This window comes from Halopseudomonas xinjiangensis (assembly GCF_900104945.1).
In the GTDB taxonomy this organism is placed as follows: domain Bacteria; phylum Pseudomonadota; class Gammaproteobacteria; order Pseudomonadales; family Pseudomonadaceae; genus Halopseudomonas; species Halopseudomonas xinjiangensis.
Genome location: NZ_LT629736.1, coordinates 2,538,029 through 2,564,582, shown reverse-complemented (window position 1 = coordinate 2,564,582; position 26,554 = coordinate 2,538,029). Strand labels below are relative to the sequence as shown.

The following is a 26,554-nucleotide window of genomic DNA, read 5'->3' as shown; positions in this document are numbered from 1 at the left end:
ATTATGCCCGCACCCTCTCCGCAGCGCAGCCCCGAATCGTCGGACCGACTCTGGTGGGTTTACATGGTGCGTGCAGAAAACGGTCACCTGTACACCGGCATCAGTACCGATCCCCAGCGACGCTTCGAGCAACATCGACGCGGTCGCGGCGCGCGCTTTTTCAATCGCAGCCCGGCCGCGGCGCTGGTATGGCACGACCGCTGCGATGATCACTCCCATGCGCTGCGCCGCGAACGCGAGATCAAGGCATTGTCGAGGGCGGCAAAGGAAAAGCTGATCACCCGGCTCGATGGACAGTCATCAATCGCTGCGAACGGGGTTGCTCCGCCGGCGGCAGAGGCTAAGCTGCTTGCATCGTCCAAGGAGAACCACGATGGCTGATTTCATCCTGCACCACTATCCGCAATCCCCGTTTGCTGAAAAAGCCCGCCTGATGCTTGGTTTCAAGGGTCTGAACTGGCACTCGGTGATGATCCCGCCAGTGATGCCCAAGCCCGATCTCACTGCATTGACCGGCGGCTACCGGCGCACGCCAGTGATGCAGATCGGAGCGGACATCTTCTGCGACACGGCGTTGATGGCGCGGCGTCTGGAACAGGCCAAGGTGACGCCCGCACTGTTTCCGGAGGGTTGCGAGGCCGTCGCGTCGGAACTGGCGCAGTTCGCCGATCAGGTGTTGTTTCAGCACGGCGTGGCGCTCAACTTTCAGCCCAAAGGTCTGGCCGCGCGTTTTGCCGGCATGCCGGAAGACGTGATCAAGGGCTTCGTTGCCGACCGCCAGCAATTGTTCGCCGGTGGGACCGCCAGCCGCCTGGATACCGCCGTGGCCCTGTCTCAATGGCCCGCTCTGATGGGCCGTCTGGAAACCCAGCTGCAGCGTAACGGGGAGTTTCTGCTCGGCGGCTCGCCCAGCGTGGCGGACTTCGCGCATTACCACCCGCTATGGTTCGTCGCCAACAACCAGGCAGTCAGCGCGGCTCTGGATGGCTATGAGGCGATACGCGGCTGGATGAAGCGGATCGGCGACATCGGCCATGGCGTATCGACCAAGATGGATGCTGCCGAGGCGATCGAAGTTGCCCGCGCAGCCACGCCGGAGCCTCTGCGCGAGACCTCTTTCGTCAGCCCCGGTGGTTTCAGCAAGGGCAGCGCGGTCACCGTCAGCGCTGTCGACTACGGCACCGATCCTGTGAAGGGCGAATGGGTGTACGAGGATCAGGAGGAAATCATCATTGCCCGCGACGACGAGCGAGCCGGCCGGGTGCACGTGCATTTCCCACGCTACGGCTTCCGTATCGACGCCGCCTGAGTAGGCCACTCGAACATTTGCACGAGGCGGCTGTCGCAACTGCGACCGCTGGAGTAGTGTACTGCGGCACCCGGCGAAGCGATCGCCGGGTCAGCCTACCTTTTATTCCGAGTGACATGACATGTTTGAGTGGATCTTTCTTCCGGAAGCCTGGGTCGCGCTGGCGACGTTACTGGCGCTGGAAATCGTACTGGGCATCGACAACATCATTTTCATATCCATCCTCGTCGGTCGCTTGCCGGAATCGCAGCGGGACACGGCGCGCCGCCTGGGTATCGGCTTCGCACTGGTTTCGCGCCTGGCGCTGCTGTTCAGTCTGGCCTGGATCATCGGGCTGGTGGAGCCCTGGTTCACCATATTCGGCGAGGAAATATCCGGCCGCGACGTGGTTCTGATAGTCGGCGGATTGTTCCTGCTGGCCAAGTCGACGCACGAAATCCACGGCAGCCTGGAGGCTGAACATTCCGAAAACGGCTCAGTAGCCGGCTACGGCTTCTATTCCACAGTCATTCAGATCGGTCTGCTCGACATCGTTTTCTCGCTGGACTCGGTCATCACCGCCGTGGGCCTGGTCGAGCACATCTCGGTCATGGTCATTGCGATCGTCGGTGCTGTCATCGTCATGCTGTTTGCGGCCAAGCCCATCGGTGATTTCGTCGACCGGCACCCGACCATCAAGATGCTGGCGCTATCGTTCCTGATCCTGATCGGCTTCACGCTGGTTGCGGAAGGCTTCGACGTGCACGTACCCAAGGGCTACGTTTACTTTGCCATGGCATTCTCGGTGGCTGTCGAGTTGCTCAACATTCGCGTGCGGCGTGGCCGCAAGGCCGAGCCCATCCGGCTCAACCGGGATATTGCAGAGAAGTAATAGAACGGACTAGCTCTGGCTCCGGGAGGGGCTCGAGCTAGTCGTCAAGGAGAGTCTGTGGAACCCATCATCCGCATCCGCGGGCTGACAAAAACCTATCAATCGGGATTTTCCGCCCTCAAGGGTGTGGATCTGACCATCAATCGGGGCGAAATCTTCGCCCTGCTTGGCCCAAACGGCGCAGGGAAAACGACGCTGATCAGTATCGTCTGCGGTATCGTCAATCCCACCGGCGGCGAGGTGCGGGTGGATGGGCACGACATTCAGCGCGACTACCGACGAGCGCGGTCGTTGATCGGACTGGTTCCGCAGGAGCTGACCAACAACATGTTCGACACGGTATGGGCGACGGTGAATCTCAGCCGTGGACTGTTCGGCAAGCCGCCGAACAAGCCGCTCGTCGAACAGACCCTGCGTGACCTCTCGCTGTGGGACAAGCGCGACGAGCGGATCATGAACCTCTCCGGCGGCATGAAGCGACGAGTACTGATCGCCAAGGCGCTTTCACACGAGCCGGCGGTGCTCTTTCTCGACGAGCCGACGGCAGGCGTGGACGTCGCGCTGCGTCGCGACATGTGGGAAATGGTCAGAAAGCTGCGCGACAGTGGCGTGACCATCATCCTTACCACGCACTATATCGAGGAGGCCGAAGAAATGGCTGATCGCATTGGGGTGATCACCGGTGGCGAGCTGGTGCTGGTGGAAGAGAAGGCGACGCTGATGCGCAAACTGGGGACCCGACAACTGACGGTGCATCTGCAGCAGCCACTCGCAGCCCTGCCGGAATGGCTTGGAGGCCTGCCGGTGCAGCTGAGCGAGAATGGCCATGCGCTGGTGTACTCCTTCGGTGAGCAGGAGCAGAACGGTGTTGCCGAGCTGCTGCGGCGGCTGGACCAGCACGGCATCGAATTCAAGGATCTGCATTCCAGTCAGAGCTCGCTGGAGGACATCTTCGTCAGCCTGGTGCATGGGCGTGGGCGCGGAGCCGACTCGGCGGAGGCGCCGCAATGAACCTGTACGGAGTCCGCGCGATCTATCTCTCGGAGCTATCGCGGATGTGGCGCACCCTGTTCCAGAGCGTCGCCTCCCCGGTCATTTCCACGTCCCTGTATTTCATCGTCTTCGGCGCCGCGATCGGCGGACGCATGGAGGAAATCGGCGGGGTCAGCTACGGGGCTTTCATCATCCCTGGCCTGATCATGCTCATGCTGCTCAACGAGAGCATATCCAACGCCTCGTTCGGCATCTACATGCCCAAGTTCACCGGCACCATCTATGAGGTGCTTTCGGCGCCCGTGTCGCCGATTGAAATCGTCGTCGGCTACGTCGGCGCCGCAGCCACCAAGTCGGTCATCCTCGGGCTGCTCATACTGCTGACCGCCCGGTTGTTCGTCGACTACCATATCGAGCATCCGATATGGATGTTCTCCTTCCTGGTCCTGACTGCAGTGACCTTCAGTCTGTTCGGTTTCATCATTGGGGTATGGGCAGACGGCTTCGAGAAGCTGCAGATCATCCCGCTGATGATCGTTACGCCCTTGGCCTTTCTCGGCGGCAGCTTCTATTCGATCAGCATGCTTCCGCCGGTCTGGCAGACCGTAACGCTGTTCAATCCGGTGGTGTACCTGATCAACGGATTCCGCTGGAGTTTCTATGGCATGGCTGATGTTCACGTAGCGGTGAGCGTCGGGATGACCGCAATGTTTCTGGCGGTTTGCCTGGCTGGCGTCTGGTGGATATTCCGCACCGGCTACAAGCTCAAGCCGTAGGGGTAAGCGCTACCCGACGACAATTTTCTGCTGGCATTGAACAGCTGGCCGCGGCGCCTGTCTGTGGTTGAGATAACCACTTTCTAGGGTGCCACCATGCTGTTCAATAATCGAACCCATGCAGGCGAGGTCCTCGCCGCGGCGTTGAACGATTACGCCGGCCAAGACAATACCTTGATCCTCGCGTTGCCACGCGGGGGTGTCCCGGTTGCCGCCGAGGTTGCCGAGGCGCTCGATCTGCCGCTCGATCTGCTGTTGGTCCGCAAGCTCGGCGTACCGGGCCAGGAAGAGTATGCGATGGGCGCCCTGGCGCAGGGCGGCCACTGCTTCTTCAATCACGACGTGATCGACGAGCTGCGCCTGACCTCCGAAGAAATCGACATGGTCATCGAACGCGAGACGGCGGAGCTGGCGCGGCGGGAGCGGCTTTATCGCGGCGACAGGGGCCAGCCGGTGGTTACGGGCAAAACCGTGATCCTGGTCGATGACGGTCTCGCCACCGGCGCAACCATGCGCGTTGCTGTGTGTGCCCTTGAACAGAATGGAGCGGCGCGTATCGTGGTCGCGGTTCCGGTGGGCGCAGCAGAAAGTTGCGAGCGCTTCGATACGCGTGTCGATCAGGTTGTATGCCCGCATCGCATGTCGCCGCTGCGTGGCGTGGGGCTGTGGTATGACGACTTCAGCCAGACGTCGGATGCCGAGGTCATTGAGCTGCTTGCTACCCACCAGCACGGAGTGACGGCATGAGTGCACAGAACACCGATGCCCGACTGATCGCTGCGATTGATAAGCAGGCAACGACCCTGCGTGATGAGCCGAGCGACTTCGACGCCATCATCGAGGCTGCGCGGGGCAAGCAGGTGGTTCTGATCGGTGAGGCGTCGCATGGGACCCAGGATTTCTATCGTCACCGAGCGCAGATTACCCGGCGTTTGATCGAGGAGCTTGGCTTTGCCGGAGTCGCGGTCGAAGCTGACTGGCCGGAAGCCTACGCTCTGAATCGGTACGTATGGGGACGCGAAGAGGGGCGGGGTGCAAGCCAGGTCCTGGATGTGTTCAAGCGCTTCCCACGCTGGATGTGGGCCAATACCGAAGTACGAGATTTCCTTGAGTGGCTGGGCGAGTACAACGCATCGCAAACCCGGCAACAGAAGGAAGAACGTCCTGTTGGTTTTTACGGGCTCGATCTTTACAGCATGGGCAGTTCTGCGAACGCAGTGATCAAGTATCTGGACAAGGCGGACCCGGCGGCAGCGAAGCGTGCCCGTGAACGTTACGCCTGCTTGCACGAGTTTTTTGGCGAGCCGCATTTCTACGGCCAGTCCGTCGCATTCGGTTTGAGTGAATCCTGCGAGAAAGATATTACCGAGCAGGTCATGGAACTGCAGAACCAGTCGCAGCGCCGATTGCTCAGGCTGGGCATGGTCGCGGGTGAAGAACAGTTCGCTGCGGAGCAGAACGCAAGACTGGTGCGCAACGCCGAAGAATATTATCGCGCAGCCTTCAGCGGTGGGCAGAACACCTGGAACCTGCGCGACGGGCACATGTTCGAGACATTGCAGGCGCTGCGTTCGCACCTTTCGCATCAGTTGGGACGGGATGCGCCGGTAGTGGTGTGGGCGCACAACTCGCATATCGGTGATGCCTCCGCGACCGATATGGGGCGGCGTGGTGAGCTCAATATAGGCCAACTTGCTCGTGAACATTATGGCGACAAGGCCTTGCTGGTCGGTTTTTCTACTGCGGAAGGCGAGGTGACAGCCGCCTCGGACTGGGACTCTCCGGCCGAGCTCAAGCGTGTGCGAACGCCGCTGGCAGACAGCTACGAGCGAATCTTCCAACAAGTGGACGCCGACAGCTTCCTGCTTGACCTCCGGCAGCAGAACGAGATGACTGAGCTGCTCGCCGAGCCGCGCCTGCAGCGGGCAATAGGCGTTATCTACCGGCCCGAGACGGAACGCCAGAGTCACTACTTCAGAAGTTCGTTGCCCCGCCAGTACGACTTCATGGTGCATTTCGATTGGACGGTCGCGCTCCAATCATTGACGGACCCGTCCGGCGAACTCGATCAGGAACCAGCCGAAACCTACCCCAGCGGTCTGTGACAGGCCCAAGCGTCCGGGCGGCGAGACTGCGATCGCGCCCGGCGCACTTCATTTAACGGGCGAATCCTGTTTCCGGATGGCTACAGCATCGGCTTGTAGCTGAACCGCTCCGGCCTGCCGCCCCGGTGGGCCTGGGTGCAGGCGTCGATGAAGTACGCCGTTTTCACCAGCGCGAGATGCGACAAGGCCTGCGGGAAATTGCCGAGCATGCCATGTTCCGGATGATATTCCTCGGCTAGCAGGCCGACGTCATTGCGCAGCTGCAGCACGCGCTCGAACAACGCTTCAGCTTCCGCGTCGCGCTTCTCCAGCAACATGGTATCGATCAGCCAAAAGGAACAGGCGAGGAAAGCGCCTTCCGGCCCGTCGTAGCCCTGGCGGGCCGGAAATCGGTAAACCAGAGCACCGTTGCACAGCTCCTCTCGCACCCACTTCAGCGTAGCCTGGACGCGCTCGTCATCTACCGGGAGAAAGCCCAACAACGGGATCATCACCAGGCTTGCGTCGGGGATCGCCTCTTCATAGGACTGCTTGAATGCGCCGCGTGTGGGATCGATGCCGCGCGTGCAGACGTCGTGATGAATCGCATCGCGCGCTGCATACCAGTCCTCCAGCGGAGCAGGCAGGCCGAAGGCTTCGGCGTCGCGGATAGAGCGGTCCAGCGCGACCCAGGCGTAGACCCGCGAATGGGTATAGTGTCTTGGCTCACCGCGTAATTCCCAGATTCCTTCGTCGGGCTCCCGCCAGCTGCGTAGCACCCGGTCGATCAGTTCACACTGGCGGGCCCAGGTGTCGGCTCGCGTCTGCATGCCGCTGCGCCGACCGCTGTGCAGAAGGTCCATGAGTTGCCCGAATACATCCAGCTGGTGCTGTTCGCTGGCAGCGTTCCCGGCGCGTACAGGCCGGGCGCCACCGTAGCCAGGAAGCCAGTCCAGCTCGGACTCGGCGGGGGTGTCTTGCCCGGCTACGTCATATAGAACCCTGATCTCGCCGCGGGTACGCTCCATCAGCTGCAACAACCAGTCCCTCCAGGCCTGCGCCTCGCCGAGATAGTTCGAGTCCAAAAATACGTCCAGCGCGAGAACCGTATCGCGGATCCAGCAGAAGCGGTAATCCCAGTTTGCGGTGCCGCCCGGCGCCTCCGGAAGCGAGGTCGTCGGCGCAGCAACAATCCCGCCGGATGGAGCGTGAGTCAGCGCCTTGAGCGTAATCAGCGAACGCACCACGGCGTCGCGCCAGCGGCCTTGGTATGAGCACTGGCTTACCCAGTCGCGCCACCAGTCGACACACCCATCCAGCGCCGGCTGTGCCTCCGGATTCAGCGCCGGCTCGTCATGGGCGCTCGCGTGGCACAGAAAGAATTGCCGTCTCTCGCCTTCTTTGAGGCGAAACTGCGAAACGATGCTGGGGCCGTCGATCTCCAGGCTGCAATCGCTTCGTAGAATAAGCCGCTGATCTTCATTCGCGACCATGACCCCGTCCTCGATGACGGTCGGCTCCGTAGTGCATGATCCGAAGTGAAAGGAGGGAGTACATACACTGCGCACGTCCACTTCACCGGCGAGCCCGTCGACCAGGCGCAGGATCCCTATGTCGCCCCCCAGGGGCATGAGATCGGTGATCCGTATGCGACCTGCGGCCGTGCCCATTTCCGTTTGCAGCACGAGGGTGTCGGCAATGTAACGACGATCGACTTCGACGACCTCGTCGACCGGGCCCAGCTGCCAGCATCCGTGCTTCGGCTCTCCCAGCAAAGCGGTGAAACAGGCAGGGGAGTCGAAGCGCGGCGCGCAGAACCAGTCGATGCAGCCGTCTTTCGCAACCAGCGCGGCACAGCGAAGATCGCCTATCAGGGCATGATCGCGGATCGCCTGGGGCATTGCCTTCTCCAGTTCGCTCAACGGCTGTTCAAGGCCCAGATCAGCAACACAGGGAACAGGGCTGCGGCGGCCAGGGTGCGGCGATGCATGGTCGCCCAGAGCTGGGTGCTGCTGGGTTTGGCCTGCTGATCGAACCGACCATGGCTGCCCATGTCCCGGTTGACCGGCTGAAACAGATTATCCTGACGGTCCGGTCGCGGTGTGTCAGTCTGCTGGCCGTCGTAACCGTCGGTTTCCAGCACCTTGTCTGCCACCCACGGCACGAACTTGTTCCCCCAGATCGTCTTGACCGCGGGGAAGCCGACGCACACCTCACGGCGCCGCTGGTTACTGGCCCAGGCGATACCTTTTGCGGCCACTTCGGGCTGAAAGATTGGTGGAACCGGTTGGGCGCGGTTGGGCAGACGGGTTCTGGCCCAATCGAACTGGGGCGTATTGAACGCAGACAGGTGCACGGTGGTGACGTGAATATCGCTGTTCTCATGCATGAGTTCGACACGCAGCGAATCAGTGAAACCTCGGCAGGCGAATTTGGCAGCGCAATAAGCCGATTGCAGGGGGATGGCGCGATAAGCCAGCGCCGAGCCCACCTGGACGATGGTGCCCCGGTTGCGTGGTCGCATGTGTTTCAGTGCGGCCAGCGTGCCATGCACCTGCCCGAGATACGTCACTTCAGTAACCCGCCGATACTCATCGGCGGTCATCTCCGCGACCGGAGAAAGCACCGTGACCATAGCGTTGTTGACCCACACATCGATTGGGCCGACTTCAGCCTCAATGGCGTCAGCAGCCGCCTGGACCGCCTGGGCATCGGCTACATCCAGCGTCCTCACCCAGGCCCGCCCGCCAGCCATCTCGATTTCCTGGCGTGCTCCTTCGAGGCCTGCTTGGCCACGTGCGAGGATCGCTACCGTGGCACCCTGGCGAGCGAATTCCACTGCCGTTGCCCGGCCGACCCCCGCTGAAGCGCCGGTTACCACAACCACTTTTCCCGCGTGCTCGAGACTGCTCATGCGTCACCTCCGGTGGTGGAGTGCGAAGCAGGCTTTAGCGATGGGGCGTGTCTCATGCAGATCCTCCGGGAGCGAATCGAACGATACGGCTCCCCGGAGGACCTCGGTAGCTGGCGGATGGTTCCTAGCGGCGCTTCTTCTGCAATTGCTGGATGAGACCCTTGGGGGGGTGGCGAATGACCAGCGAGTCCTCTCCTTCGTCATACTCGACGCGCTCGCCCAGCAGGTGCGCCTCGAAGCTGATCGACAGGCCATCAGCCTTACCATAGAAGCGCATGAAGTTGTTCAGGGTGCGCTTGTCCGGCGGAATCTCCGGTGACAGACCGTAATCCTTGTTGCGGATGTACTCGTAGAAGGCGCGCGGTTGTTCTTCGTCGATCACGCCAGAGAGCTCTTCCAGCGCAACTTGCTCGCCCTGGCGTGCCTGGCTGCTGACGTAGCCGCTCATGGCTTTGGTCTTGTCCTTGATGCTGGCCGGCTCCATGTCCGCCTCACCAACATAGTCCTGGAATGCTTGCAGCAGAGTAGTGGTTTCCTCTTCCGGATTGGCGCCTTCGACGCAGCCGATGAAATCGCGGAAGTAGTCAGACACCCGCTTGCCGCTGCGCCCGCGGATGAACGAGATGTACTGCTTCGACGTTGCGTTCTGTTTCCACTCGGCCAGGTTGATGCGTGCCGCCATGTTCAGACTGGAAAGATCCAGATGACGCGCGGCAGCCACGTTCAGATCGTCGGTGACAGTGACGCCTTCGGTATGGTGGAGTAGGGCGATAACCAGAAAGGGCGTCATGCCCTGGCGATAGCGGATGAACAATACATGGCCGCCGAGCGCAAGGTTCGAGCCTTCCATCAAGGTCTTCAGGTGCTCGGTGGCCTGGGTCGAGAAGCGCACGAAGTCGATGTCTTCATCAAGCAGTTGCTGCAGCCAGCCGCTGAATGGGTAGGCACCGCTCTCTTCATGGAAGTAACCCCAGGCCTTGTTCGGCTTGCTGTTATAAGCCTCGATCAGCCCCGCGAGCAGCTGTTCGAGCGCCTCGGAGCTGGCTAGCTCGGCGTCGCGCAGGGTCAGGCTGGCCGGTTGGCCGTCGGGCTTCTTGTGGATCTGATGAACGATGCTGTTATCGATGGGCATGGCAGACTCTTGGGAAACCGTATTCGAGGTCGCCTCGCGTGGGGCCGGTTAAGGCGCACCACACGAGGCGTGCAGCTTACAGGCTGGCGATCTGGGCGCGCTGATCGCTGAGCTGGGTCAGGGCCTGCTCGGCCTCGGCCAGCTTGGCGCGTTCCTTGTCGATCACCGCTGGCGGCGCCTTGTCGACGAAGCCGGGATTGGAGAGCTTGCCGCCAATGCGCTTGACCTCACCGTCGAGCTTGGTGATTTCCTTGTCCAGGCGCGCCAGTTCTGCGGTCTTGTCGATCAGCCCGGCCATGGGCACCAGCACTTCCATTTCGCCGACCAGCGCGGTGGCGGACATGGGCGCCTCTTCGTTGTCGGCCAGCAGGCGAATCGATGCCAGCTTGGCGAGCTTGCGCAGAACCGTGTCGTTCTGTTCCAGCCGGCGACTGTCCTCGGCACTGGCCTTGCGCAACAGCAGATCGAGTTCCTTGCCTGGGCCGATGTTGACCTCAGCGCGGATGTTGCGCACGCCGACGATCAGGCCCTTGAGCCACTCGGCATCGCCTTCGGCTGCTTCATCGATGCGGCTGTCGTCAGCCTGCGGCCAGGGCTGCAGCATGATGGTGTCGCCGGACTTGCCGGCCAGCGGGGCGATCTTCTGCCAGATTTCCTCGGTGATGAACGGCATGAAGGGGTGGGCCAGACGTAGCGCGGCTTCCAGTACACGCACCAGCGTACGGCGCGTGCCGCGCTGGCGCTCGGCTGGGGCATTCTGGTCCCAGAGTACCGGCTTGGACAGCTCCAGATACCAGTCGCAGTACTCGTTCCAGATGAACTCGTAGAGCGCCTGGGCGGCCAGGTCGAAACGGAACTGGTCGAGCTGGCGGGTCACTTCGGCCTCGGTGCGCTGCAGGCGCGATATGATCCAGCGGTCAGCCAGCGTCAGTTCGACTGGTTCGCCGTTCACGCCCGTGTCGTTCTCCTCGCACTGCATCATCACGTAGCGCGCAGCGTTCCAGATCTTGTTGCAGAAGTTGCGATAGCCCTCGACGCGGCCCATATCGAACTTGATGTCGCGACCGGTCGAAGCCAGCGAGCAGTTGGTGAAGCGCAGGGCGTCGGTGCCGTAGGCGGCGATGCCCTCGGGGAACTCGGCGCGGGTCTGCTTCTCGATCTTCGCCGCCAGCTTGGGCTGCATCATGCCGCTGGTGCGCTTGGTCACCAGTGATTCCAGATCGATGCCGTCGATGATGTCCAGCGGGTCGAGCACGTTGCCCTTGGACTTGGACATCTTCTGCCCTTGGCCATCGCGCACCAGACCGTGCACATAGACAGTCTTGAACGGGACCTGGGCGGTGCCGTCGTCATGCTTCATCAGGTGCATGGTCAGCATGATCATGCGCGCGACCCAGAAGAAGATGATGTCGAAGCCGGTGACCAGCACGTCGGTCGGGTGGAAGGTCTTCAGTGCGTCGGTCTGCTCCGGCCAGCCGAGCGTGGAAAAGGTCCACAGGCCCGAGCTGAACCAGGTGTCGAGCACGTCTTCGTCCTGACGCAGGGCGATGTCGCCTAGGTTATGCTTGCTGCGTACTTCGGCTTCGTCGCGGCCGACATAAACATTGCCCGCTTCGTCATACCACGCCGGGATGCGATGCCCCCACCACAGCTGGCGCGAGATGCACCAGTCCTGGATGTCGCGCATCCAGGAGAAATACATGTTCTCGTACTGCTTGGGCACGAACTGAATGCGGCCGTCTTCCACTGCGGCAATCGCCGGCTCGGCCAGCGGCTTGGTCGAGACGTACCACTGATCGGTCAACCAGGGCTCGATGACGACGCCCGAGCGATCGCCCTTGGGGACCTTCAAAGCATGCGGCTCGATCTTCTCGAGCAGGCCGGAGGCCTCGAAGTCTTCGACAATCTTCTTGCGGGCTTCGAAACGATCCAGGCCGGCGTAAGCCGCTGGCAGCGTAGCGTCAACTTCGTTGTTCACGCTGCCGTCGATATTAAATACCTGAGCTCGGGCAAGGACCGCCGCGTTCTGGTCCAGCACGTTGATCAGCGGCAGGTTGTGCCGCTTGCCGACTTCGTAGTCGTTGAAGTCATGCGCCGGGGTCATCTTCACGCAGCCGGTGCCGAACTCCGGGTCGCAGTAGTCATCGGCGATGATCGGAATACGGCGGCCGACCAGCGGCAGCTCGACGAACTTGCCGATCAATGCCTGGTAGCGCTCGTCGTTCGGGTTCACCGCCACGGCGGTGTCGCCAAGCATGGTTTCCGGACGCGTGGTGGCCACCACCAGATACGTCCGACCTTCGGCAGTGGTAGCGCCATCGGCCAACGGATAGCGCAGATTCCATAGCGAGCCGGTTTCGTCGTGGTTCTCCACTTCCAGATCGGAGATCGCCGTGTGCAGCTTCGGATCCCAGTTGACCAGGCGCTTGCCGCGATAGATCAGGCCATCTTCATGCAGACGTACGAAGGCTTCACGCACCGCGTTGGACAGGCCCTCGTCCATGGTGAAACGTTCACGGCTCCAGTCCACCGAGCTGCCGAGGCGACGGATCTGCCGGGTAATGTTGCCACCGGACTCTTCCTTCCACTCCCAGACCTTTTCCAGAAACTTGTCGCGGCCCAGATCATGACGGGACTGACCCTGCGCAGCGAGCTGGCGCTCAACGACCATCTGCGTGGCGATACCCGCGTGGTCGGTGCCCGGCTGCCACAGGGTGTTGCGGCCTTGCATGCGGCGGAAACGGATCAGCGCGTCCATGATCGAATTGTTGAAGCCGTGGCCCATGTGCAGGCTGCCGGTGACGTTCGGCGGTGGCAGGGCAATGGTGTAGGACTCGCCTGAGCCCTGCGGAGCGAAGTAATTGTTCTGCTCCCAGGTCTGGTACCAGGAAGTTTCGATGGCGTGCGGCTGGTAGGTCTTGTCCATGCGGTTCAGGAATATCCGGAAGGTGGCGGTGGCAATGCACGCGGCGCACGGCAAGCGCGCGGCGGTGTCACGGAAAACGGCCATTATAGCGATGCTGGCGGCGAGCGTCCCAGCCCGTTCGGGTTATTTGAGCTGCTCGCGAACGATCTGCTCGAGCTTGGCCTTGAGGCGGTTACGCAGCTCGGCTTCGATGGTCGGGATCATTTCGTCGATCACGTCCTGCAGGATCAGCTGCGCCTCGGCCTGCAGACGAGCCTCCATGCGCACCTCACGGGCGCCGGTGTGGACCTTGTGACGCTCCTCGGTCACCGACGTGCCCAGCAGACGGTCGAGCTGCACCCGTTCCCTGGCCAGGCGGGCAAGCGAGTCATAGGGGAGAAATGGATTGGACGATCGGGTTGCCGCCGGCGAGGCTTCCGGGCGGGCAGGGCGGGACTCTGCGAGCTTGGTGTCGATTGGCTCGGTAATGATGTCCTGCAGCAACGGAATGTCCATCTGGCTCTGTTCGTCGAGCAGATTGTCAGGATCATGCTCGTCGAGCAGAGTGCGTATGGACTCCAGGTCTTCCAGTAACCGTGAAGGCTCCGAGGGATCGCGATGCGTCATGGCTCATCCTGCCGTGCGAATCTGGTGAGATTTCAGAGGATAGCCCCGATCGCGATAGAAGCGGAAGCGTTCACGCGCGGGAACCCGTATATCATCGTGCTCGACGACGATCTCGGCCAACCGTGTGAAGCGGCTGAAAAAGCCCGGAGTGGTCTGGGCCAGATTGATCAGGAGGTCGTTATGCGGCGTCGGGTCGTCGCCGGTACCACAGACTACCGCTTCATCCGGGTGCTCACTGTGCAAGGCGTGCGGCAGGAAGGCGTCGGGCTTGAACGACCATAACAATTGGTCCAGCTCCTCCGCCTGCGCTGGGTCCGCGCAATGCAGGTAGACCCGGTGACCCTGCGCCCAGGCCTTGTGTGCGAGTCGGCAGGCATAGGCCAGCCGTGTTTGCGGCTGGTCACTGGTCAACAGATAGAAATCGATCCGGGTCATGCCTATAGCTCCATGCGGCAGGCCGCTCGCCGCGCTGGCGACATCATGTCGCCAGCGACTTCCGGCCTGCGGCCGTTTCTTTCATCGCGCCTGGTTGATCAGATACTGGGTGAGTAGCGGCACCGGCCGCCCTGTTGCGCCCTTGTCCTTGCCGCCGCTGGTCCAGGCGGTGCCGGCGATATCCAGGTGTGCCCAGGGGTACGCCTTGGTGAAGCGCGACAGGAAGCAGGCAGCAGTGATCGTCCCCGCCTTGGGTCCGCCGATGTTGGCGATGTCGGCGAAGGGGCTGTCGAGCTGCTCCTGATACTCGTCGAACAGGGGCAACTGCCAGGCGCGGTCATCGGCCTGCTGGCCGGCGGTGAGCAACTGCTGCAAGAGTTCGTCGTTGTTGCCCAGCAAGCCGGTGGTGTGCGCACCGAGCGCGACCACGCAGGCGCCGGTCAGCGTGGCGATGTCTACCACACTGGCGGGGTTGAAGCGCTCGGCGTAGGTCAGCGCATCACACAGCACGAGGCGACCCTCAGCGTCGGTATTGAGCACTTCGATGGTCATGCCGGACATGCTGGTGACGATGTCGCCAGGTTTGGTCGCGGTGCCGCTGGGCATGTTCTCGGCAGCGGCGACCAGGCACACCAGGTTCACCGGAAGCTGCATGCCGACAACGGCCTTGAGCACGCCGAATACAGTGGCCGCGCCACACATGTCGTACTTCATCTCATCCATGCCGGCGCCCGGCTTGAGGCTGATCCCGCCCGTGTCGAAGGTGATGCCTTTTCCGACCAGCACGTGCGGCTTGTCCTTGGACTTACCGCCGTTGTAGGTGAAGCGGATCAGCTTGGCCGGTTCCGCGCTGCCGGCGCTGACCGACAACAGTGACCCCATGCCCAGTGCCTTCATGTCTTTCTCATCGAGCACTTCAATCTCGATGTCCTTGTGCTGCTTGGCGAGCGCCTTGGCTTCCTTGGCCAGATAGGTCGGCGTACAGACGTTACCCGGCAGGTTGCCCAGGTTACGGGTCAGCTCCGCGCCGTCGCTGATGGCCTGCCCGTGGCGGGCGCCCAGTTCAACCGCCTCGGCTTCGGCCTTGTCATCAATCCACAGCTGGCACTTCTTCAGGCGCGGAGCGGTAGCCTTCTTGCTTTTGAACTGATCGAAGGCGTACAGAGCGTCGCGCGCAGTCTCGACCAGCAAACGGGTGCGGGCATAGGCATCACGACCCTTGACCGTGAGGGCGGGGAGGGTGATCAGAGCATCCGTCGCGCCACCATCCTTCAGCGTGGTAACAACCTTCTGCACCAGTTTGCGATAAGCCCTGTCGCCGCGCTCCTCGTCCTTGCCTGCGCCGACCAGCAGCAGGCGCTGCGCGGTGATGCCCGGCAAGCCGAAGAGCATCAGCGTGTGGCCGGCCCTGGAGCTGATGTCGCCATGCTTGAGCGCAGCGGCTATCTGGCCGCCGCAGGCTCTGTCCAGTTCTGCGGCGGGGCCGCTCAGGGTTTTGCCTTCGTTGACCGCTACCACCAGGCAGCCGGTTTTGATGGTTTCCAAGGTACCGTGCTTGACGCTGAACTCCATGGTGCTCCCCAAGACAAATCATGTGGATTGACTGATAATGCTGCCCTTTGAACGACGTGCGCCCAATCCGGCAGCGTTGCAACCAGGTGTGCTTGTCTGCATTCTGGCCTATTCCCGGGTGCCCATAAAGCCCTGGAGCCAAAGGAACCGACTAGTGATTGTCTTTCGTTATCTGAGTCGCGAAGTGCTGATGGCCCTCACCGCGGTGAGCGGCGTCCTCTTGCTGATCATCATGAGCGGCCGCTTCATCAAGTACCTTGCGCAAGCTGCTGCCGGGCAATTGGACCCGGGCGTGCTGTTCATCATCATGGGTTACCGGCTGCCGAGCTTCATGGTGCTGATCGTGCCGCTGGGTCTGTTTCTCGGCATTCTGCTGGCGTACGGGCGCATGCACCTGGACAGCGAGATGACCGTGCTCTCGGCGACCGGCATGAGCGATCGGCGCATTCTTGGCTATACTCAGGGCCCGGCATTGCTGGTGGCGTTGCTGGTCGGCTGGCTGAGCCTGTGGGTGGCGCCCGCCGGCGTGGTCAAGACGCAGCAGCTGTTCAACGAGCAGGATGCGATGACCGAGTTCGACACTCTGAGCGCCGGACGCTTCCAATCCCTCGGGCGCCAGGCCCAGCGCGTCACCTACGCCGGAGCCTTGTCGCAAGACCGCACAGAGTTGCAGGAGGTCTTCATCGCCGAGCGTAGCGACCCGGGCGATCCGGCCAGCCTGAGCGTGCTGATCGCCGAGAGTGGGCGTCAGCAGATGAATCCTGACGGAAGCCGCTATCTGGTGCTGGAGAACGGCTACCGGTATGACGGCAATCCGGGCGCAGCGGACTTTCGCACCATCGAGTACGACGTCTATGGCGTGCTCCTGCCCAAGCCGGAGGTCGTGACCGAGATAACCGATCGGGAGGCAATGCCCACCCGGGAATTGCTCGGCCAGGACAACCTGCGCCTGCAAGCAGAGCTGCACTGGCGCATGGCGCTGCCCCTGCTGGTACCCATCGTGGCCTTCTTCGCGGTGCCTCTGGCCCGCGTCAATCCGCGGCAGGGACGTTTCCTCAAGTTGCTGCCGGCAGTATTGCTGTACATGGCCTATCTTGCTCTGCTGATCAGCGCACGAGGCTGGATGGAAGCAGGGCGCACGCCGGCCTGGCTTGGCCTGTGGTGGGTGCACGTGTTGTTTCTCGCGGTGGGTGTGGCACTGAATCTGCGCACGTTGACTGCACCGTCCGCACCGCGGGGAGGTGCCCATGCGCCAGCTTGATCGGTATATCGGCAAGTCCGTTTTGTCGAGCGTCCTGATCGTTTCGATGATCGTGCTCGGGCTGGACATGTTGTTCGCCTATATAGGCGAACTCGAAGATCTGGCCGGCGGATACGACGCGATACAGGCGCTGGTCTATGTGGTGCTTACTTCGCCGCGGCGGCTGTATGATCTGTTACCGGTGGCGGTGCTGGTGGGCTGCCTGGTCGGTCTGGGTACGCTGGCGAGCAACTCCGAACTGACCATCATGCGTGCAGCCGGCGTGTCGGTGGCGCGCATCATCGGCGCGGTGATGAAGCCGCTGGTGGTGCTGATGGTCGCCGGGGTGCTGTTGGGTGAGTACGCGGCGCCCTATGCCGAAAACCTGGCTGAAAGCCGCCGCGCTGTGGCGCTGGGCAGCGAAGAGGCGATGACATCCCGCGGGCTCTGGCACCGCGAGGGTAACGAGTTCATCCATATCAATGCCGTGCAGCCCGACGGCGTATTACGTGGCGTGACACGCTACCGCTTCGATGACCAGCGTCGGCTGGCAGAGGCAAGCTTCGCCGAGCGAGCGACCGTCCAGCAGGACGACTGGCTGCTTGAGAACATTCAGCTCACCCGGTTTCTCGACAATGGGCACAGCGAAGTCGAGGTGATCCCCAGTTCACGCTGGAATGTCGGCCTGTCACCACAGCTGCTGAGGATTCTGCTGCTCGATCCGGACGTATTGCCACTTACGGGGTTGTGGCGTTATCAGGGTTATCTTGCCGAGCAGGAACTGGACAACAGCGCCTACTGGCTGTCCTTCTGGAAGAAGCTGTTGCAACCGCTGACCACGGCCACGCTGGTCTTCGTGGCGATATCCTTCATCTTCGGCCCGCTGCGCTCGGTCACGCTCGGCCAGCGCATTTTCACCGGTGTACTGGTCGGCTTCAGTTTCCGCATCGTGCAGGATCTGCTGGGCCCGTCGAGTCTGGTATTCGGCTTCCCACCGTTGATTGCCGTGCTGGCGCCGATCGTGATCCTGTTGCTGATGGGTATCGTGCTGATGCGCCGCGCAGGCTAATCCTTGCGGTAGGCGTTTTTCGGAAGGGTGACCAGCCGGGTGCCGGAAGCGATGTCCTGCCAGGTGCGCGACTGGTTGTCCCATAATTGCCAGAAGAACCCCAGTCCGCCGCACAACCAGGCAGCCTGGGCGACAAGGAAGCGAATCGTGGCCTGCCGGACAGTGATCGAACGGCCATCGAGCTGCTCGACGCGTACCCGCCATACCTGCATCCCGAGCGTCTGCCCTTTCTTGGTCCAGAACACGACGTAAAATCCCCAGGTCACCACCAGCAATATCAGGGACAGCCAGACGTCGCCAACAAACGCGCCGGCTTCTGCCTGCTGCTGCGTCAGTTCCTCGCCGGCGGCAGCTATGTGCATGCCCAGATAGGCGAAGGTGGTGATCATCCACAAGGCGATCAGCAGGAACAGATCGTACGCGGCGCCAGCCAGACGACGGAGCAGGCCGGTCGCCGGGAATTCGCCCGCAGGTTGCAGTTGCTTGATAGCCATGGGCTGTCCGCCTGGTTCTGCCGCGGCTCTAGCGGCGCGACAGAGGGAAAGTCTGGAAACGGACTCCAGCGAGACCGGTGCGCATGAGGGCGCGTATGTTGCCGTGGGCGACTCCGTCCGGGTCGGCGAGAACCGCTTGATAATGCTCGGCGAAGCACTGCAGTGTCTGCTCGTCGGTCAGGCCGAGGTCGATGGCCATCGCCAGTACCTTGCAGGAGCCCTGATTTTCCGTTTCGGAGTTGTGCAGCGAGCCATTGTCGAAGGCGCTCGGCCGGTAAACGTACTGTTCGTCGATAAACGCCAGCGTCTCGGCGAAGCGGTGCTCTGGTGCGACGAGACGCTGAGTGAAGCCTTCCGGGGTCATGCCTTGCCCTGCTTCTGCGCCTGGTCGAAGGCGGCCTGCTGTTCGGGACTGGCATCCTTCTGGTATTTGGCTTTCCACTCGGAATAGGGCATGCCATAGACCGCTTCGCGCGCTTCGTCGAGCGTCAGGGCGATGTCCATGTCTTCGGCGGACGCCTTGTACCACTTGGCAAGGCAGTTGCGGCAGAAGCCGGCAAGCGTCATCAGGTCGATATTCTGCACATCCTTGCGGCTGCGCAGATGACTCACCAGGCTGCGAAAGGCAGCCGCTTCCAGCTCGATGCGCTCTTGCTTGGTCATGATCAGCTCCAGAAAAGGCAGGACTCGATGGCTCGGATAATACTGGCCGAATATGTCAGCGGCAATCGTTGCTGCAGGCCGATTGCCATATGAGCGGATGGTTCAGTCGCGCGACTGACTCAGGGTGATCGATACCGAGTCGGCGAAACGCAACGCGTGCGGCTTGTCGACCTCTACTTCAGCGTAGCGCACCGGTGCGTGCTGCATGACGATGTCCAGCAACTCCTGGGTCAGGCGTTCAAGCAGGGCGAAGCGATTGTCTTCGATGTGCTGTAGCAAGGCCTTGGTGATGGTGCGGTAGTTCAGAGCATGATCGATGTCGTTCACCTGCACGGCGTCTCCGGCAGGGTAGAGAATGGTTACGTTGACTACCACGTCCTGGCGGTTGCGAATCTCGTCTTCCTTGATGCCGATGTAGGTGCGCGCTCGCAGATTCTTTATCCGGATGCGCGCCAGGCCGGGAGTGAGATTGTTCATCGGGTAATCAGCTGCAGGAACTCCTGGCGCGTGGTGCCGGAGTTACGGAAGGCGCCGAGCATTACCGAGGTGTGCATGGACGAGTTCTGCTTTTCAACACCGCGCATCATCATGCACATGTGCTTGGCTTCGATCACTACCGCGACCCCCTTGGCATGCGTGACCGACTGCAGCGCCTCGGCGATTTGCCGGGTCAGGTTTTCCTGAATCTGCAGGCGACGGGCATACATGTCGACGATCCGAGCTACCTTGGACAAGCCAATCACCCTGCCGGTAGGAATGTAAGCGACGTGCGCCTTGCCGATGAAAGGCAGCATATGGTGCTCGCACATCGAATACAGCTCGATGTCCTTGACGATCACCATCTCGTCATTTTCAGATTCGAACAGGGCACCGTTGACGATGTCCTCCAGCGATTCGTTGTAGCCTCGGCAGAGAAACTGCATGGCCTTTGCCGCGCGGAGCGGCGTGCCTTGCAGGCCCTCGCGTTCCGGGTTCTCGCCGAGGTCGGAAAGAATCTCGTGGTAATGGCGGGTGAGGTTTTCGAGGCTCATCGTCTGTTCCGTCTCTTCATTTGAGGTTCCGGCCGCCGTTCAGGTCCAGGCAGGTTCCGGTTACATAGGGATTGTCCATCAGATAGCAGATGGATTGATAGACCACTTCCGGCCCTGGCTCGATGCCGAGCGCCGACTTGGCCAAGGTGCGCTCACGGTATTCGTCCGTATCGTCCGGGTTGAACATGATCAACGCCGGGGCGATGGTGTTTACCTTGATGCCTGGCGCGAGCCGCGCCGCAAACGACAGCGACAGCGCTTCCAGTCCGGCCTTGCTGGCGCAATATGCGGCGTGCCGACGGCTGCCTCGCCGGGCAACATGATCGGAAACATGGATGATATCGCCCGTCACGCCCGGGTCGAAAAGTTGCTCGCTGGCAAGGTTGAGCAAATACGGCGCCTGCATGTGCACCATGAACATTTGCTGGAAGCCCTCGGCTCCTGCTTCATCCCCCAGCCACAACGAGGCGTTGTGAATCATTGTCCTGAGCTGGACGCCACGATTGATCAGTCCGGCGATAAGCGCCTCGATTCCTGCAGTGGTAGAGAAATCCGCCTGAATGACTTCTATGCCGTCGAGAGGGTCGCGCGCCCAGTCTTCACGCTGGTGACGGCAGGTTATCAGCACGCGATAGCCATCTTCGACCAGGCGTTTCGCGCAGTGCAGGCCGATGCGCTGGGCCGCTCCGGTAATGAGAATGGTGCCATTTGCTTTCATGGGTGCACTCGTACGAACCAGATGGGGCTACGGACTTGGCGACCCAAGCAATCCGATCTGAAGAATAGCAAAACTTATATTTTCCAGCTGTAACGTACAAGAAAAACTTAGGCATCGACGCAGATCTGTACAATCTTTTGCGTCCCGCCTACGTATGGGGCTGAGAAGTCTGACCGCTGTTGTCGCCAATCAGGTCGTCCCAGAATCGTCCGGCTTCGCCCGGGAATAGTACCACGTGCGGCCAGCCGGCAGTGCTCGGACGGACAGGGTGGGCTCTGGTATAGGCCGCCCGACCCTGGCTAAGTAAGGCGGGGGCGCAGGCGGGCGATCCCGTCAGTGGCGCAACAAGCTATACAACAGCCGTACAAATCGTCCGGTGAAGGGAGTAAGCTGACCGCATTTAGGCGCAGCTGCGCCATGCGGACGAGCGACCCTATGAATGATGACACCTTGAGCAGCGCTTCGCTGGTGCGGATGGACCTGGATTCCGAAGAGCTGTACCCGATTCGCGAGGTATCCAGGCTAACCGGCGTCAACCCGGTCACGCTACGTGCCTGGGAGCGGCGTTACGGTCTGCTCGTGCCGCATCGGACGGAAAGCGGACATCGTCTCTATTCGATGGCTGACATAGAAAGGGTGCGAGCGGTCACGGCGTGGATCGAGCGGGGCGTCGCGGTGAGCAAGGTCGGGTCGATCATCGATCGTCAGGCTCCGCCTCCGGAAGCCCGGCGCTCGCCGCGCCCCGTGCAGCTGGTCGACACGCCCTTGCCGGACGACATGCAGCCCTGGCAGGAGCGTCTCATCGATGCGGTCGCTCAGTTCAGCGTTGGGGCGCTGGATCGCATTTACGGTCAGGTTTTTGCAAGTTACCCGCTACCGGTGGTTATCAATAGCGTCCTCCTGCCGGTGTGGCGCCGCCTCCACGGCCAGCCCGCTCCTGGCACGTCACCGCAGTGGGCTTTCTTTGACAGCTTTGTGCGCATGCGGCTGTCGCAGCGCGTGGGGTATGTAGCGGAAGGCGTCCCGACAGTTCTGGTGACCTGCCTGCCCGGTCCGCTACGAGAACTCGACGTGCTCCTGGTGGCTGCCTGTGTCGCCGAGGCTGGTTGCAATGTGAGCATATTGCCGATCACTGCCTCCTTTCCGGACATTCATCTCGCCGCGCAGCGTTCTTCCGTGGCCGCAGTGGTGCTGATCGGGAGTCGGTCGCTGGATGCCGAGATACTTAAAAAGAGGTTGCCGAGACTCGAGCGTGCGCTCGATTGCCCGCTAGCCATCGCTGGCGCTGTCTGCCAGCTTCATCATCAGGAAATGGAGCGCAGCGGCATCGCTTGCCTGGGGGATCCGGGGCAGGCGCTGCTCGGTAAGATACGTTCGCTTCTGGCGGGGAGACTTGACGTGCGGTGAGGACCAAAAAAAAGCTGGTTATGTCTTGTACAAAAAAACGTATTCGTATAGTCTCTGTACACATAAACCGCTGCGCACTCCGATAGCCGCTTTCCCCACTTCAGGCTATCGGAGTTTTTTTATTCCGTTACCTGCCTTTTTTCGCCTTTGCCCTTTTCGTCGAACCACTCGCTCGCGTTAAATGACATCATAGCGCCATCAATGGCGTTCGCGTTCTTGCCATGTCCTAGATAAGCTGCCCAGCCGTTGAGCATTGCGTTCAGCAGTTCAAGGGAACTATGTCGATTTTGACAGTCCAAATACCTTGGTACCGCTAGCGTTCACGGATGGCCCGATGGTGTTCATGATGTCCCAGTCGATTCAGCAGCTACAAACATTGAAGGTGCCGAGCTCGCAACTTCAGTTAGGGATGTACGTCTCCGAACTGGATTGCGATTGGTTGGCAACGCCCTTTCTGTTCCAGGGGTTCATGCTGGACGACCCTGACGATTTGTTTGCGCTGAAAAACCTGTGCGACTACGTGCATGTCGATGTGGTGAAAACCCGCACGATGACGCGCGACCTGCTGCTTACCCCATCGGTCACCGAGCCCCGCAAACCGCAGGCGAGTTACAAGATTTCCTCTTCGATCGAGACCGAAATCGCCAATGCCAACCACAGCTACCGGGAGTCGTTCCGCGAAATACGCACCATGCTCGATCGTGTGTGCCGTGGCGAGACCCTGGATGCCCGCCGGATGATTGCAGCCGTTCGTCCATGTCTCGATTCCATTGTTCGAAATCCCTCCGCTTTGCTCTGGCTAACCCGCATCAAGCATGTCGACCAGTACACGGCCGAGCACTGCCTTAACGTCGGTATTCAAGCCATGGCGCTTGGACGGCATATGGGGCTGGGCATCAAGCATATAGAGCTGCTGGGTCTATGCGGCATGATGCATGACGTAGGCAAGATGGACCTGGATCAGGCCATCTTGAACAAGCCAGGACGCCTGACTGCAGAAGAGTTCGCGCACATCAAGCTGCACCCGGTCTACGGTCGCGACGAGCTGGCTAAGGATCCGAACATGCCGGAGGAGGTGATTCGCGTCGCTTACAGTCACCACGAGCGGCTCGATGGAAAGGGCTACCCTTGTCAGCTGCCGGCCAGCTCGCTGGATTTCTATATTCGCGCGATTACGATCGTTGATGCATACGATGCGATCACCAGCAGTCGGTGTTACAGCAGCAGCCACACTTCCGCTGAAGCATTGAAGATTCTGTACAACAATCGCGGCACTCAGTTCGACGAAAAGCTGGTGGTGAGCTTTATCGAATGCATCGGCATTTATCCGCCAGGCTCGCTGGTCGAAATGAACACCGGTGAAGTGGGCGTGGTGCTGTCAGTCGACCCCATGCACCGTTTGCAGCCGAAGATTGCTCTGGTACGTGACGAGAACAAGCAGCCAATCGAGCAGGTCATCGTCGATCTGGCGGCCTCGGTCAGCGATCTGGACATGGCGCGCTACTGGGTGAGCAAGGTCCTGGTGGATGGCTCGTACGGCATCGATCTCGGGACCTTCACCGCAGCCAACATTCGCCTCACCGACACCGAAGAAGTGATCTGACGTTTGTCAGGAATTGGTCGCCAGCTGCTGCCTTAGTGCGGCGACTTCTGCCTCCAGTTCTTCGGCGCGCTGGTTGGCCTTGACCTGTGCTGTGACGTCCTTCTGGATCCCGATGAAATACGTCAGTTGGTCAGCCTCGTTGAATACGGGCGTGATGGATAACTCATTCCAGAACATTGAGCCATCCTTGCGATAGTTGCGCACCACCTGACGCGTTGGCCTGCGCTCTTCGATGGCCTGTTTGACCAAGTGCAGACCGCTCTGGTCGCGATCACCCATCTGCAGAAACCGGCAGTCCTGATAAAGGATCTCTTCCGCGGTGTAGCCGGTGAGCCGCTCGAACGCCTCGTTCACGTAGATGAGGATATTGTCCTCGCCTTCCTGTTCCGCGACGACCACGCCATCATTCGATGCGTTGACGACCAGCTGCAAGAGTTTGGCGTTGATCATTCGAAAGGCTCCAGTTGTTTGCGGCTCATTCTATCGCAACCCTGTGCACTGTCTACCGGAAGCACCGGGCGGGACGGTTCAGGCATAATGCCCCCTTCAAAGACACAGGAGAACGCGATGAAGCTCGTTATCATTAGCGGATCGGTTTATGGCACAGCCGACCTCGTTGCAGACGAGGCCGCCTGCCTGGCGAATGCAGCCGGTCTTCAGGCGACAAGGATGAAAACGCCCAGCGTCGATACGTTACTGGCCGAGCACGCCGACGCGCTGCTGGTCTGCTGCGCCACCACGGGTATGGGCGAAATTCCTGACAACCTGATGAGTTTTCATATCGAGCTTCGGGATCGCTTCCCGCTGTTCACGGACGTGCCGTTCGGCGTGATTGCCCTGGGCGATACGGCCTACGGGGACACTTTCTGTCTTGCAGGCGAACAGTTCCGTGACACATTTGAGGAATTGCAGGCGCGCGAGGCGCGGTCAATGCTGCGTCTGGATGCCAGCGAAACCGTTACGCCCGAAACGGATGCAGAGCCCTGGCTGGCGGATTTCTTTGCAGCCTTGCGGGCAGAAGTCTAATCCGCGAGATCCGCGATAAGGTCGCCGGTGGCCAGCCGCGTCAGGGCTTCTTCGTTGAGTATGACGATCTGACCGTAGTTGATCTTTAGCCACCCAGCCTGCTCGAGACGTTTGAGCAATTTATTGATGCTCTGGCGCGAGCTGTTGAGCATCAGCCCCAGTGACTCCTGCGACAGCTGGATCGCCGCCTGACCGCCACTCTCATCGGTCTGGCCGTAATTGTGCGAATGCATGAGCAGGCGCTTGGCGAGCCGCGACGGGAGAGGGAGCAAGGCGCTGTCCTCGAGCATGGCAAAGGACAGCCGGATGCGCCGGCAGAGCAGCCGCATGAAATGCGGATAAAGCTCCGGGCGGCGCTCGAGTAGTTGCTGAAAGCCCTGGCGGGGGATCATCAGCAGCTCGGTAGAACCGACGCCGTGGGCGTCATGGGTGCGCGGCAGCCCGTCGAACAATGAGATTTCGCCGAACCAGTTGCCCGGGCTGAGCACCGTCAGCACCGCTTCGCGGCCGTCCTGCCCGCTGCTGCTTATCTTCACCGCGCCACTTATAACGCCGTACAAGCCGTCCGGCGGATCATCCTTGGCGTGCAATCGCTCGCCATCGTCCAGCAGGCGCAGTCGAGCCAGGGAGACCATCTCGTCGATACAGTCCTGTGGCAGATCGCGGAACCAGCGGTTACGCTGCAGCAGCCCGACCAGCTGGCTGCTGTCTGCCTTTCCGGACACTGTAAAGTGCTTGACAGTCCTTCTCGCCGTCACCCTCTAGACTCCCTGCTAATCTGAACATTCACAGTATGCCGCAAGTCGGCCGGGATGTATCAGGCCGTCGATTACGCCAATAAGAGGATCTCCCCATGAACGCAGTTCAGCCTATCGAGCAGTTGGACGTCAAATCTCAGGTCAGCGCAGAGGAATGGCAGACCCGGGTGGACCTGGCGGCCTGCTACCGTTTGATCGCCATGTACGGCTGGGATGACGTGGTCTTCACTCACGTCTCGGCCAAGATTCCCGGTACCGAACATTTCCTGATCAACCCGTACGGCATGATGTTCGAGGAAATTACCGCCTCGAGCCTGGTGAAGATCGACCTGCAGGGCAACAAGCTGATGGACTCGCCCTACGACATCAACCCGGCCGGCTTCACCATTCACAGTGCAGTACACGAGGTTCGCCATGATGCCGGCTGCGTCATGCACACGCATACCAACGCTGGCGTAGGCGTGTCCGCGCAGAAGAATGGCATCCTGCCGATTTCACAGCAGTCGATCTTCGTGCTGAGCAGCCTGTCGTATCACGATTACGAAGGGGTCGCGCTCAATGACGAGGAAAAGGCGCGTCTGCAGGCCGATCTGGGCAATACCAACAACATGATGCTGCGCAACCACGGTCTGATGACCTGTGGGAAATCGGTATCCGATGCCTTCCTGACCATGTACACCTTCCAGCGCTGCTGCGAGATCCAGATTGCTGCGCAGTCCGGTGGCAGCGAGCTGATCCCGATTCCGCAGGCCGTTCTCGATGGCGCCAAGGAAAGCATGCGCAAGGTCACCCGCGGCGCCGGTAGCGGTGTGGCGTGGCCAGCACTGATCCGCAAACTGCAGCGGGTCAGCCCGGGCTTCGATCAGTAACCCAGCTGCAAGCTGCAAGTGACGCGTAGCCTGTTCGGGGCTTCGCTTGCAGCTTGTC

28 protein-coding genes are annotated in these 26,554 nt (G+C 61.0%); 13 read left to right on the top strand and 15 right to left on the bottom strand.

Annotated elements, in window-relative coordinates:
• The first annotated feature begins 3 nt into the window (after positions 1–3).
• The 7 genes from BLT85_RS11875 to BLT85_RS11845 all read left to right on the top strand — a co-directional run bounded on the left by BLT85_RS11875 (position 4) and on the right by BLT85_RS11845 (position 6,054).
• Positions 4–381 carry a GIY-YIG nuclease family protein gene (locus tag BLT85_RS11875; RefSeq protein WP_093395023.1) on the top strand — a complete coding sequence of 126 codons (378 nt, stop codon included), beginning with the start codon at positions 4–6 and terminating at the stop codon, positions 379–381.
• Positions 374–1,309 (top strand): glutathione S-transferase family protein, encoded by a 936-nt coding sequence (locus BLT85_RS11870; RefSeq protein WP_093395020.1) that lies wholly within the window; start codon positions 374–376, stop codon positions 1,307–1,309. The genes BLT85_RS11875 and BLT85_RS11870 overlap by 8 nt, the downstream gene beginning before the upstream one ends.
• Before the next feature lie 121 nt (positions 1,310–1,430).
• A complete protein-coding gene (locus BLT85_RS11865) occupies positions 1,431–2,180 on the top strand; it encodes a TerC family protein (RefSeq protein ID WP_093395017.1) in 750 nt (249 codons plus the stop codon).
• Positions 2,181–2,237: 57 nt separating this feature from the next.
• Positions 2,238–3,191, top strand: coding sequence for an ABC transporter ATP-binding protein (locus tag BLT85_RS11860; protein WP_093395014.1), 954 nt, complete (start codon positions 2,238–2,240; stop codon positions 3,189–3,191).
• Positions 3,188–3,949, top strand: a complete 762-nt coding sequence (locus BLT85_RS11855; protein ID WP_093395011.1) for an ABC transporter permease — start codon at positions 3,188–3,190, stop codon at positions 3,947–3,949. Before BLT85_RS11860 ends, BLT85_RS11855 begins: the two co-directional genes overlap by 4 nt.
• Positions 3,950–4,045: 96 nt before the next feature.
• Positions 4,046–4,696 (top strand): phosphoribosyltransferase, encoded by a 651-nt coding sequence (locus BLT85_RS11850; RefSeq protein ID WP_093395008.1) that lies wholly within the window; start codon positions 4,046–4,048, stop codon positions 4,694–4,696.
• Positions 4,693–6,054 carry an erythromycin esterase family protein gene (locus tag BLT85_RS11845; protein WP_093395005.1) on the top strand — a complete coding sequence of 454 codons (1,362 nt, stop codon included), beginning with the start codon at positions 4,693–4,695 and terminating at the stop codon, positions 6,052–6,054. The genes BLT85_RS11850 and BLT85_RS11845 overlap by 4 nt, the downstream gene beginning before the upstream one ends.
• Before the next feature lie 80 nt (positions 6,055–6,134).
• Here the strand turns inward: BLT85_RS11845 and BLT85_RS11840 are convergent, their stop codons facing one another.
• The 7 genes from BLT85_RS11840 to BLT85_RS11810 form a co-directional block, all read right to left on the bottom strand.
• On the bottom strand, positions 6,135–7,934 hold the full coding sequence (locus BLT85_RS11840) for a glycoside hydrolase family 15 protein (protein ID WP_093395002.1): 1,800 nt from the start codon (positions 7,932–7,934) through the stop codon (positions 6,135–6,137).
• Positions 7,935–7,951: 17 nt separating this feature from the next.
• Complete coding sequence (locus tag BLT85_RS11835; protein ID WP_093394999.1) at positions 7,952–8,947, bottom strand: SDR family oxidoreductase; 996 nt, start codon at positions 8,945–8,947, stop codon at positions 7,952–7,954.
• A gap of 124 nt (positions 8,948–9,071) precedes the next feature.
• Complete coding sequence (gene yejK, locus BLT85_RS11830; RefSeq protein WP_093394996.1) at positions 9,072–10,079, bottom strand: nucleoid-associated protein YejK; 1,008 nt, start codon at positions 10,077–10,079, stop codon at positions 9,072–9,074.
• 76 nt (positions 10,080–10,155) lie between these two features.
• Entirely contained in the window at positions 10,156–13,005 is a 2,850-nt protein-coding gene (locus BLT85_RS11825; RefSeq protein ID WP_093397700.1) for a valine--tRNA ligase, read from the bottom strand.
• Positions 13,006–13,128: 123 nt separating this feature from the next.
• Positions 13,129–13,611: a hypothetical protein gene (locus BLT85_RS11820; protein WP_093394993.1), complete on the bottom strand. Its 483-nt coding sequence runs from the start codon at positions 13,609–13,611 to the stop codon at positions 13,129–13,131.
• Positions 13,612–13,614: 3 nt separating this feature from the next.
• Positions 13,615–14,046, bottom strand: a complete 432-nt coding sequence (locus BLT85_RS11815) for a DNA polymerase III subunit chi (protein WP_093394990.1) — start codon at positions 14,044–14,046, stop codon at positions 13,615–13,617.
• A gap of 81 nt (positions 14,047–14,127) precedes the next feature.
• Positions 14,128–15,618: a leucyl aminopeptidase gene (locus tag BLT85_RS11810; RefSeq protein ID WP_093394986.1), complete on the bottom strand. Its 1,491-nt coding sequence runs from the start codon at positions 15,616–15,618 to the stop codon at positions 14,128–14,130.
• A gap of 154 nt (positions 15,619–15,772) precedes the next feature.
• Between BLT85_RS11810 and lptF the strand changes: the two genes are divergently transcribed.
• Positions 15,773–16,879: an LPS export ABC transporter permease LptF gene (gene lptF / locus BLT85_RS11805; protein ID WP_093394983.1), complete on the top strand. Its 1,107-nt coding sequence runs from the start codon at positions 15,773–15,775 to the stop codon at positions 16,877–16,879.
• Positions 16,866–17,927 (top strand): LPS export ABC transporter permease LptG, encoded by a 1,062-nt coding sequence (lptG, locus tag BLT85_RS11800; RefSeq protein ID WP_093394981.1) that lies wholly within the window; start codon positions 16,866–16,868, stop codon positions 17,925–17,927. Before lptF ends, lptG begins: the two co-directional genes overlap by 14 nt.
• Here lptG and BLT85_RS11795 read toward each other — a convergent pair.
• From BLT85_RS11795 to folM, 6 genes are all read right to left on the bottom strand, one after another.
• Complete coding sequence (locus tag BLT85_RS11795) at positions 17,924–18,421, bottom strand: RDD family protein (protein ID WP_093394978.1); 498 nt, start codon at positions 18,419–18,421, stop codon at positions 17,924–17,926. The two genes, lptG and BLT85_RS11795, sit on opposite strands and share 4 nt — an antisense overlap.
• A gap of 28 nt (positions 18,422–18,449) precedes the next feature.
• On the bottom strand, positions 18,450–18,785 hold the full coding sequence (locus tag BLT85_RS11790) for a HopJ type III effector protein (RefSeq protein ID WP_093394975.1): 336 nt from the start codon (positions 18,783–18,785) through the stop codon (positions 18,450–18,452).
• Positions 18,782–19,084 carry a DUF1244 domain-containing protein gene (locus BLT85_RS11785; RefSeq protein WP_093394972.1) on the bottom strand — a complete coding sequence of 101 codons (303 nt, stop codon included), beginning with the start codon at positions 19,082–19,084 and terminating at the stop codon, positions 18,782–18,784. Before BLT85_RS11785 ends, BLT85_RS11790 begins: the two co-directional genes overlap by 4 nt.
• 102 nt (positions 19,085–19,186) lie before the next feature.
• Entirely contained in the window at positions 19,187–19,561 is a 375-nt protein-coding gene (gene folX / locus BLT85_RS11780; protein WP_093394969.1) for a dihydroneopterin triphosphate 2'-epimerase, read from the bottom strand.
• The gene (gene folE, locus BLT85_RS11775; RefSeq protein ID WP_093394966.1) at positions 19,558–20,115 is read right to left on the bottom strand and encodes a GTP cyclohydrolase I FolE; all 558 of its coding nucleotides are present in this window, start codon (positions 20,113–20,115) and stop codon (positions 19,558–19,560) included. Before folE ends, folX begins: the two co-directional genes overlap by 4 nt.
• 16 nt (positions 20,116–20,131) lie before the next feature.
• A complete protein-coding gene (folM, locus tag BLT85_RS11770) occupies positions 20,132–20,833 on the bottom strand; it encodes a dihydromonapterin reductase (RefSeq protein ID WP_093394963.1) in 702 nt (233 codons plus the stop codon).
• 435 nt (positions 20,834–21,268) lie between these two features.
• On the opposite strand from folM, the gene BLT85_RS11765 reads away from it, so the two are divergent.
• Positions 21,269–22,240: a MerR family transcriptional regulator gene (locus BLT85_RS11765; RefSeq protein ID WP_157718175.1), complete on the top strand. Its 972-nt coding sequence runs from the start codon at positions 21,269–21,271 to the stop codon at positions 22,238–22,240.
• A gap of 334 nt (positions 22,241–22,574) precedes the next feature.
• Positions 22,575–23,843, top strand: a complete 1,269-nt coding sequence (locus BLT85_RS11760; protein ID WP_093394957.1) for an HD-GYP domain-containing protein — start codon at positions 22,575–22,577, stop codon at positions 23,841–23,843.
• A 6-nt stretch (positions 23,844–23,849) separates the two neighbouring features.
• On the opposite strand, the gene BLT85_RS11755 is transcribed toward BLT85_RS11760, so the two are convergent.
• Complete coding sequence (locus BLT85_RS11755) at positions 23,850–24,293, bottom strand: PAS domain S-box protein (RefSeq protein WP_093394954.1); 444 nt, start codon at positions 24,291–24,293, stop codon at positions 23,850–23,852.
• Between the two features lie 117 nt (positions 24,294–24,410).
• Between BLT85_RS11755 and BLT85_RS11750 the strand changes: the two genes are divergently transcribed.
• A complete protein-coding gene (locus tag BLT85_RS11750; protein WP_093394952.1) occupies positions 24,411–24,869 on the top strand; it encodes a flavodoxin domain-containing protein in 459 nt (152 codons plus the stop codon).
• On the opposite strand, the gene BLT85_RS11745 is transcribed toward BLT85_RS11750, so the two are convergent.
• The gene (locus BLT85_RS11745; protein ID WP_093394949.1) at positions 24,866–25,594 is read right to left on the bottom strand and encodes a Crp/Fnr family transcriptional regulator; all 729 of its coding nucleotides are present in this window, start codon (positions 25,592–25,594) and stop codon (positions 24,866–24,868) included. The two genes, BLT85_RS11750 and BLT85_RS11745, sit on opposite strands and share 4 nt — an antisense overlap.
• A gap of 128 nt (positions 25,595–25,722) precedes the next feature.
• On the opposite strand from BLT85_RS11745, the gene BLT85_RS11740 reads away from it, so the two are divergent.
• A complete protein-coding gene (locus BLT85_RS11740) occupies positions 25,723–26,496 on the top strand; it encodes a class II aldolase/adducin family protein (RefSeq protein ID WP_093394946.1) in 774 nt (257 codons plus the stop codon).
• Positions 26,497–26,554: the final 58 nt, after the last annotated feature.

Excerpts from the sequence above, each read along its gene's own strand:
- folE (WP_093394966.1), bottom strand. The coding sequence starts at position 20,115 with ATGAGCCTCGAAAACCTCACCCGCCATTACCACGAGATTCTTTCCGAC.
- BLT85_RS11825 (WP_093397700.1), bottom strand. The coding sequence starts at position 13,005 with ATGGACAAGACCTACCAGCCGCACGCCATCGAAACTTCCTGGTACCAG.
- folM (WP_093394963.1), bottom strand. The coding sequence starts at position 20,833 with ATGAAAGCAAATGGCACCATTCTCATTACCGGAGCGGCCCAGCGCATC.
- yejK (WP_093394996.1), bottom strand. The coding sequence starts at position 10,079 with ATGCCCATCGATAACAGCATCGTTCATCAGATCCACAAGAAGCCCGAC.
- BLT85_RS11840 (WP_093395002.1), bottom strand. The coding sequence starts at position 7,934 with ATGCCCCAGGCGATCCGCGATCATGCCCTGATAGGCGATCTTCGCTGT.
- folX (WP_093394969.1), bottom strand. The coding sequence starts at position 19,561 with ATGAACAATCTCACTCCCGGCCTGGCGCGCATCCGGATAAAGAATCTG.
- BLT85_RS11785 (WP_093394972.1), bottom strand. The coding sequence starts at position 19,084 with ATGACCAAGCAAGAGCGCATCGAGCTGGAAGCGGCTGCCTTTCGCAGC.
- BLT85_RS11855 (WP_093395011.1), top strand. The coding sequence starts at position 3,188 with ATGAACCTGTACGGAGTCCGCGCGATCTATCTCTCGGAGCTATCGCGG.
- BLT85_RS11865 (WP_093395017.1), top strand. The coding sequence starts at position 1,431 with ATGTTTGAGTGGATCTTTCTTCCGGAAGCCTGGGTCGCGCTGGCGACG.
- BLT85_RS11820 (WP_093394993.1), bottom strand. The coding sequence starts at position 13,611 with ATGACGCATCGCGATCCCTCGGAGCCTTCACGGTTACTGGAAGACCTG.
- BLT85_RS11790 (WP_093394975.1), bottom strand. The coding sequence starts at position 18,785 with ATGACCCCGGAAGGCTTCACTCAGCGTCTCGTCGCACCAGAGCACCGC.
- BLT85_RS11755 (WP_093394954.1), bottom strand. The coding sequence starts at position 24,293 with ATGATCAACGCCAAACTCTTGCAGCTGGTCGTCAACGCATCGAATGAT.
- BLT85_RS11850 (WP_093395008.1), top strand. The coding sequence starts at position 4,046 with ATGCTGTTCAATAATCGAACCCATGCAGGCGAGGTCCTCGCCGCGGCG.
- BLT85_RS11765 (WP_157718175.1), top strand. The coding sequence starts at position 21,269 with ATGAATGATGACACCTTGAGCAGCGCTTCGCTGGTGCGGATGGACCTG.
- BLT85_RS11750 (WP_093394952.1), top strand. The coding sequence starts at position 24,411 with ATGAAGCTCGTTATCATTAGCGGATCGGTTTATGGCACAGCCGACCTC.
- BLT85_RS11810 (WP_093394986.1), bottom strand. The coding sequence starts at position 15,618 with ATGGAGTTCAGCGTCAAGCACGGTACCTTGGAAACCATCAAAACCGGC.
- BLT85_RS11740 (WP_093394946.1), top strand. The coding sequence starts at position 25,723 with ATGAACGCAGTTCAGCCTATCGAGCAGTTGGACGTCAAATCTCAGGTC.
- BLT85_RS11835 (WP_093394999.1), bottom strand. The coding sequence starts at position 8,947 with ATGAGCAGTCTCGAGCACGCGGGAAAAGTGGTTGTGGTAACCGGCGCT.
- BLT85_RS11815 (WP_093394990.1), bottom strand. The coding sequence starts at position 14,046 with ATGACCCGGATCGATTTCTATCTGTTGACCAGTGACCAGCCGCAAACA.
- BLT85_RS11795 (WP_093394978.1), bottom strand. The coding sequence starts at position 18,421 with ATGGCTATCAAGCAACTGCAACCTGCGGGCGAATTCCCGGCGACCGGC.
- lptG (WP_093394981.1), top strand. The coding sequence starts at position 16,866 with ATGCGCCAGCTTGATCGGTATATCGGCAAGTCCGTTTTGTCGAGCGTC.
- BLT85_RS11870 (WP_093395020.1), top strand. The coding sequence starts at position 374 with ATGGCTGATTTCATCCTGCACCACTATCCGCAATCCCCGTTTGCTGAA.
- BLT85_RS11760 (WP_093394957.1), top strand. The coding sequence starts at position 22,575 with ATGGTGTTCATGATGTCCCAGTCGATTCAGCAGCTACAAACATTGAAG.
- BLT85_RS11845 (WP_093395005.1), top strand. The coding sequence starts at position 4,693 with ATGAGTGCACAGAACACCGATGCCCGACTGATCGCTGCGATTGATAAG.
- BLT85_RS11875 (WP_093395023.1), top strand. The coding sequence starts at position 4 with ATGCCCGCACCCTCTCCGCAGCGCAGCCCCGAATCGTCGGACCGACTC.